The organism is Candidatus Symbiopectobacterium sp. NZEC135 (assembly GCF_025962695.1).
This window is the reverse complement of the sequence record NZ_JAGFPF010000907.1, coordinates 1-850: the sequence shown is the minus strand read 5'-3', so window position 1 is coordinate 850 and position 850 is coordinate 1. Positions and strand designations below refer to the sequence as shown.

Here is an 850-nt window from a genome sequence, read left to right as displayed (position 1 = left end):
CGTAGAGTTTTTCAAGGCTGTCCAGAGTGTTCACTTTGCGAAACTTGAGTAAGTATTCAGCAGTGGTCATGATTTTTAATTTAATAATTATGTGGGTAGGGGATTTCAGTATATGCCAGAGAAAACAGGTGTCTAGCGCAATAGGAATTATGAATGAGAGGTGGAACCCGATCTTGATAATCGGGTTCCGTGCTACCACTTAGCGTGAGGTGAGTTTGTAGTACATGTCATTCCAACGCAGTGCGTCTTTGAATGCCGGAATGCGGGTTTCGTTATCAATCACCAGCAGTTCGATGTGATTTATCTCTGCATAGAGCCGCAGGTAATCCAGATCTAACGCCTGACTGAATACCGTATGGTGCGCGCCGCCCGCCAGAATCCAGGCTTCGGCAGCCTCTTCCAGCGACGGTTGTGCCTGCCAGATAGCCCGGGCAACCGGTAGTTTGGGCAAGGGGTGCGGCTGCTCGATGGTATCCACCACGTTGACCAACATACGGAAACGATCGCCCATGTCGATGACGCTGGCATTGAGCGCCGGGCCCGCCGGGGTGGAGAAGATCAGCCGTGCTGGATCGGCTTTGCCACCGATGCCCAGATGTTGCGCATCCAGTATCGGTTTCGCCTCTTTCGCGATGCTTGGGCACACTTCCAGCATATGGGAACCTACCACCAAATTGTTACCGTGGACAAAATGGTAGGTATAATCCTCCATAAATGAGGTGCCGCCTGGCAAGCCTTCTGCCATCACTTTCATGATGCGCAGCAGTGCCGCCGTTTTCCAATCGCCTTCGCCGCCAAAGCCATAGCCTTTTTGCATCAGGCGCTGTACCGACAGACCGGGCAACTGCTT

1 pseudogene is annotated in these 850 nt (G+C 52.4%); it reads right to left on the bottom strand.

The features are described from left to right. Positions 1 to 199: 199 nt before the first annotated feature. Positions 200 to 850: pseudogene (locus J5224_RS31350) on the bottom strand (L-arabinose isomerase); the annotation flags it as partial.